Here is a 5597-nt window from a genome sequence, read left to right on the forward strand (position 1 = left end):
CACCCCACGTGCTTTTACTCTTTCTGTAGCAGATGTGCTACGCTTATCAGGTCCAGGCCGTGCTTTTCCTAATAGAGAACAACGTGCAGCTCCAAATAATATACTTTGGTGGACACGTACACCTTCCTCACAAGGTCTTAATCCTGATACAGGTTGGTTTGTTAATAGAGATACAGGTGTAACTAATGCTACTGGATGGTTAAATGCTCACTGGGGCATAAATGCTGCTGGAGCGAATGGCGGCATGCGCCCAGCCCTCATCATCAACCAAACAAATTAAAGCAAAGCAAAGCTTTCTCTCGCAGAAAGCTTTGCTTTTTTGCTGTACATTTTCAGTAGGGTGAAATTTTTAAGGGCTAAAGATTTTTAATTTCTTGGGCGATTAAGTTTGCAGTGTAGTAGCAATCGCAAAACTCAAACATTCTTTTGCATTCTTTCAAAGTTTCTATTGAGGCTTTGTTTCCTCTTTTATAAGCAAGCATCGCCTTATTATATCGAAGTGTTAATTTGTCATAGAGATAATACTCATGGATATTACTATTCTCAAGATAATTAATATACTTTTCTGCCAGAGAAAACATTTTATCGTTAATTGAAACGCTAATGATATTATTCAAAGTTTGAAACATGGCGTGCTTGGTATAGTGTAAATCGTTATTTATACTAGTTGGATCAACCATTTTTTGAGCCAAATCTGCCGTTGTAATGAAGTCAAATAAAAGAAAGCAGTGCCTAAATAGCCAAATGTCATATTGCCCCCATTCCTTGAGAGCGTATAGATAATGTTTCACAAAATTAATATCAGATTTTGAAACTTGAAAATCAGAATCAAGGCTTGCTATAAGTGACTGGATTTTAATTTTATCCAATTTAAACTTTTTCTTGTTTGGAACTTGACTTATCTTGTCTGTTATTATAGATAATAACTTTTCTAGTTTTGAAATATTTCGGCTCATATACGCTTCAGATACTTCGGTATTGAAAAGGAGGATATCATTTGGTTCCAATCGTTTATTGTATAGATTTTGAAATTCTAAAAAAGTCACATTTATATTTTGTAATGTTGCGATAAACACATCACTGGTTAGCATCGTTCGTCCATTTTCAAAATTAGATAACTGTGAAATAGATATATCATCACTAGCTGCTTCTTTTTGAGAAAATCCTTTTGCCACTCGGAAGTCTTTGTAGCATTGTCCGAGGATATTCCCGAATTTTAATTGTTTTTCTTTTTTCGTTTTCATAAACTCTCCCAAATTTTTATATATACAAATTAATTTTTTTGAAAAAATAGCTAAACATCCGTTTAATTCAACTTTTTCGAGTGATTTTGGCTTTATTTACAGTTTTATATATTTGTGTTTCTTGAGAAACAAAAATTTAATTTCTGTTTGAATTTATTGTATTATATTAATATTGTATGTTATATATTATACAATATTAATATAATTAAAAAAAGGGGAGGAAAAAGAATATTGAAAAAGCATAAAATGTTGACCTTGTTTACTGTAGCTTTGACTGATAAGCCATCGTATCTTACATCAGGATTTTAGACTTTACAGTACTGTACAGCGGTGATGCAGCTACAAACGTATCAATAAAAAGTACTGAAAAATTTTTTAAAGGTTTTTCGGTGTTAGAAAACAAATTAAATGTGTTAGATTTCGTTATAGCACAAAATGTAAGTCCACATAGGAACAATTTTAGTTTCTATAACTAAAAATATGGAGGTAAGTGATGTTTGATTTAGTTGCTACTGGTATGAGCTATACAATGGCTCGAGGTATTGCAAATGCGGTAAGCATGGGAATGAACATTTGGACAGCGGTTTCTCTTTTTTCTGGAGCTTTCACAGGTGTTGCAGGGATTGTTGCTCTTCTTAGAAAGTATGCGCAGAGGAAACTTTGGCAACGATTTATTGCTGCATAGGATGTAGTGATGAATGACAATGGCAAATAAAGTTTTGCCATTGTCTATTTTTTGGAGGATTGATGATTAGATTGTTAATGCTAAGAGATTTTAGATCTTTTTGTAATCGTTTAAATAACAATATAAGAGATATTTTTTCGTATTTACCAGAGCGTGTCTGTTTGAAATTATCATTTTTGATTGGTTTTGTTAGGTCTGTCTTGCTGTATCTCATTCCCTTATTGTCCGTGCTGTACACTATTTTTGAAAAAAGTGTGTATTTGGAATTTTTACTTTTTTTGAATTGCTATGGCAGCTCCTTTATTTTAAATAATCGACTCAACATACAAGGAGGACTAGGATATCCTGAGCGCTTGCTCAAAATGTCGAGTAATAAAAGTTTCTTCTATTTTTTTAAAAGAGGTAATGTTTTATTAGTCTATAATTTTCTTGCATTTATTTTTGTTGAAGCTCTTCTACTACTCATAAACAAGGAGTTTTTTCATCTCCTTGCTCTATTAGCAGTACTTTCTGTTGGTAAAAATATCATTGAAAGACGTCACTTATTTTTTAATTTAATTAATAGCTTGGCAATTATACTTTTAGCTATTAATGTCAAGAACTCATTTTCTAAGATTATTTGGAGTGTTTTAGATAACGATGCTGATAAATTACTTAAAATTTTACTAGGTATTGATGTTTCGCGATTGTTCAAGGAAATGCTTCTTGGGATTGTTGCACTATCGGTTATATTTGATCTTTTTTCCATTAAAAGTTTTAAAAGAAGAAAAGAGGCGATGGCTACTAATAAACTTTTGGCCGAATGGAGCATAAAAACGCGTGGTTTATCTAATTATTTTATTGCTCCACCTTACAGCAAGGTTTTTAACGACGTATTTTTAATTCCTGTAATCGTTATTGTATCTGTTTTTTCAATACTTAATTATCCATTCAAAGAAGAAATTCAGCTTCTGATTTTTGAGATTACTTTTTACTTTTATCTTTCTTATCTTGTAGAAAAATTATGGTATTTTTTATGTTTGTTTGCGAACAAAAAGGAAAAAAATATTTTTTTAATGAGTCTCAAAGGTTTTTCCTTCAAATTGCTTGAAAAAGTTTTCACTCTTTTTATCATTAGTTTTCCTATGCTCATTTTATTTTTGATACTGATCAGTGAACGAACACTTTTTCTACTTTCTGTTCCTATAAGTTTAGTATTATCTTTAATACAAGAAAGTACGATTTTGATAGATTATCAATCTTTGGCCATTGACAAAACAATGTCTGTAAAAGCAGTATACAATCCGTTCATTTACTTGGCATTATTGGTTCTTATAGGTTTAACTCAGATTGTCAATAAGGTGGAAGACCTTGATATTTCAGAGATGTTCTTTATAAAAGTTTATATTGCAATATTCATTTTGTTTACAAGTTATTTGCTTGGAAAAGCAATAGTACAACTGGGAGGAGAGAAAAGAATATGAATACTTGGCCATTGTTATCACTCAGCATAGCTTTTCTTTATGCTAGTCACCTTTTTTTGAAATCTTTTAGTAAAAAGAAGAAAAACATATTTGCTTTACTATTTTTTGGTTCATGCGCAATACTATTTTTAGCCGGACTTATCATGGGGATGATTTATGGAAAATACTAGATTTTATATCAAAGTAAAAAATTTATATCAAGGACAAAAGATAGTCATTCCTTTTTTAGAAACCTCAATTTCAAAAGGAATTATCACAAATATTGTTGGGAAAAATGGAGTGGGAAAAAGCAGCTTTTTATCTGCTTTAAATGGAGAATTAAGCGTTGAAGAATTCAGAGTGTCTATTGGTACAGAAAAGATTGACGTAAAGAAAAACTTTGAAATTGTAAAACTGACTTCGGATTTTTTTGGCTATGAGTTTTTGAAAAGTATTGAATTTGTAGAATATATTTTGCGTCTGTACCGAAGAGAAATAAAGAGCAATATGAAAAAAGCCCGAAAAATGATGGAAGATTTGAATATGAAAGAGTTTGAGTATACTTTGGTTAAGGATTTATCTCAGGGTACAAAACAAAAGTTAGCGTTTATAGCTACTGTTTTGACTTCATGTAAGATTATGTTATTCGATGAAGCTTTTGAGCATATTGATAGAAAAAGCTTGCAAGAAATTTTTCGGATTCTAGACATGGTAAGGAAAGAAAGCTATATTTTGAATGTTTCTCACACAGGAATTCTTGATGATTTAGAAAATGTGAAATTAGATTTGGAAGGGCTGATCAGTTATGAGAATTAAAAAAAGTTACACCTTAGCTAGTAGCATTTTATTAGCCAGTCTATTAAGCGGGATATTGATTGCTATTTTTGGATTCGTAAATGATGAGCTGGTTCCCATGTATTCTTCAGCACAAGATTTTTGGAGTATATTTTTTCGTATATTTATCAAAAATTTTTTGATTATCATTTTTATGCTAATAATTTCCCTTATTCCATATTTACCAGCTCTTCTTTTGTCCGTCTATAATTTTATAGTGTTTGGTGCGAGCCTTGGTTTTTCGATAATGGACGTGGGAATGTGGGGCTCACTTTTGAGGTATCTACATGGATTATTAGAAATTCCAGTTATAATTATAGGTTTAGCCTTATCTTTGCGTTTTTCGCACTTTATTTGCGCTAAAATTTGGGGGAAATCTGGGAAGGCGACTTTCCATTTGAAAAAAATGGAGATTATTTTGACTCCACTATTATTACTGGCTGCTGGAATTATAGAAACAATTTATATAAAAGAAGGATTATAGATGGATTCAAAGATAAATAAAAGAGAAAAAATTATATTCTTATTAATGTTAGTGGCTTTTTTGGGACTTAATATTTTGGGGGGATACATTTTTGCAAGTACTGAAGAGTTTCAAGACATTTCTTCTAAAGTTAATATGAAAAATATTCTGAGTCTTGTAATTGTCCTATCGGCAATAATATCTTTATTAACGTTTCTGTTCACTAGTTTTATCAATAATATCATACTAAATCTGCTTTCTGGAAAGAAAGTACCATTTTGGACTAATACTTATTTTCTTTTAATTGCTACCTTGGCTGTGCAAATTGTGTTTTTTTCGATTAGATATTTTTTTGGAGGTGCTTCTCCCAATGATTTTCTTTTGATTGTACAGTCTATTCTTAGAAATGGAATCTATGTATTTCTCATAGGAAAAAGGGTGAATCTAGAGTCGAAAACAACATTGATATTATTATCACTATTGTTTGCCATAGATATTTTAGTTGGGGTCATTTTACTTTAAGACAAGCGAGCAATCTTTCTTTACAAACAGGTGTGGTTGGCTATATACTGGGGTTCCTAATCGCTCTAGCCCTCTCACAATTTCTGCCCTTCAAAGTCAGTCCGAGTCTTTCAACAATTGGCATTACAACAATTTTAAGATTAGTCTTCAGCTTTGCCCCAGCAATGCAGTAGTACGAAAAGGATTTGATTGATATTTTGAGAGACTTCTAACATTTCATGAAGAGCTTGTAGGAATTCTCTCTCAAATATGTTTGAATGCTAATATTAGTGTACTGGTAACGTTTGATAGTGAAGCTTAAAAAAGCATGATTTCTGAGTTTAAAGAAATCTGTCAAGCACCAAATAAAACGGACAGTAAAAAAACAAATTAATGTTCAATGAGGTATGCCATCCGATATTCCATGG

General features: G+C 31.5%; 6 protein-coding genes and 1 pseudogene. 6 read left to right on the top strand and 1 reads right to left on the bottom strand.

Going from position 1 to position 5597, the window contains the following annotated elements; all coding sequences use genetic code 11:
* A pseudogene (locus NFR51_RS10475) lies at window positions 1–280 on the top strand (hypothetical protein); the annotation flags it as partial.
* Window positions 281–356: 76 nt separating this feature from the next.
* On the opposite strand, the gene NFR51_RS10480 reads toward NFR51_RS10475, so the two are convergent.
* The gene (locus tag NFR51_RS10480) at window positions 357–1244 is read right to left on the bottom strand and encodes an Rgg/GadR/MutR family transcriptional regulator (RefSeq protein ID WP_251713599.1); all 888 of its coding nucleotides are present in this window, start codon (window positions 1242–1244) and stop codon (window positions 357–359) included.
* A 493-nt stretch (window positions 1245–1737) separates the two neighbouring features.
* On the opposite strand from NFR51_RS10480, the gene NFR51_RS10485 reads away from it, so the two are divergent.
* From NFR51_RS10485 to NFR51_RS10505, 5 genes are all read left to right on the top strand, one after another.
* Window positions 1738–1929 carry a hypothetical protein gene (locus NFR51_RS10485; protein WP_202230425.1) on the top strand — a complete coding sequence of 64 codons (192 nt, stop codon included), beginning with the start codon at window positions 1738–1740 and terminating at the stop codon, window positions 1927–1929.
* Window positions 1930–1991: 62 nt separating this feature from the next.
* Window positions 1992–3392, top strand: a complete 1401-nt coding sequence (locus tag NFR51_RS10490; protein ID WP_251713600.1) for a hypothetical protein — start codon at window positions 1992–1994, stop codon at window positions 3390–3392.
* Window positions 3393–3548: 156 nt separating this feature from the next.
* The gene (locus NFR51_RS10495; RefSeq protein WP_251713601.1) at window positions 3549–4187 is read left to right on the top strand and encodes an ATP-binding cassette domain-containing protein; all 639 of its coding nucleotides are present in this window, start codon (window positions 3549–3551) and stop codon (window positions 4185–4187) included.
* Window positions 4177–4689: a stage II sporulation protein M gene (locus NFR51_RS10500; RefSeq protein ID WP_251713602.1), complete on the top strand. Its 513-nt coding sequence runs from the start codon at window positions 4177–4179 to the stop codon at window positions 4687–4689. Before NFR51_RS10495 ends, NFR51_RS10500 begins: the two co-directional genes overlap by 11 nt.
* A complete protein-coding gene (locus NFR51_RS10505) occupies window positions 4690–5190 on the top strand; it encodes a hypothetical protein (protein ID WP_251713603.1) in 501 nt (166 codons plus the stop codon).
* The last annotated feature ends 407 nt before the right edge of the window (window positions 5191–5597 follow it).

The sequence above is a fragment of the Lactococcus ileimucosae genome (assembly GCF_943193185.1).
GTDB lineage: Bacteria > Bacillota > Bacilli > Lactobacillales > Streptococcaceae > Lactococcus > Lactococcus ileimucosae.

Excerpts from the sequence above, each read along its gene's own strand:
- NFR51_RS10500 (WP_251713602.1), top strand. The coding sequence starts at position 4,177 with ATGAGAATTAAAAAAAGTTACACCTTAGCTAGTAGCATTTTATTAGCC.
- NFR51_RS10495 (WP_251713601.1), top strand. The coding sequence starts at position 3,549 with ATGGAAAATACTAGATTTTATATCAAAGTAAAAAATTTATATCAAGGA.
- NFR51_RS10480 (WP_251713599.1), bottom strand. The coding sequence starts at position 1,244 with ATGAAAACGAAAAAAGAAAAACAATTAAAATTCGGGAATATCCTCGGA.
- NFR51_RS10485 (WP_202230425.1), top strand. The coding sequence starts at position 1,738 with ATGTTTGATTTAGTTGCTACTGGTATGAGCTATACAATGGCTCGAGGT.
- NFR51_RS10490 (WP_251713600.1), top strand. The coding sequence starts at position 1,992 with ATGATTAGATTGTTAATGCTAAGAGATTTTAGATCTTTTTGTAATCGT.
- NFR51_RS10505 (WP_251713603.1), top strand. The coding sequence starts at position 4,690 with ATGGATTCAAAGATAAATAAAAGAGAAAAAATTATATTCTTATTAATG.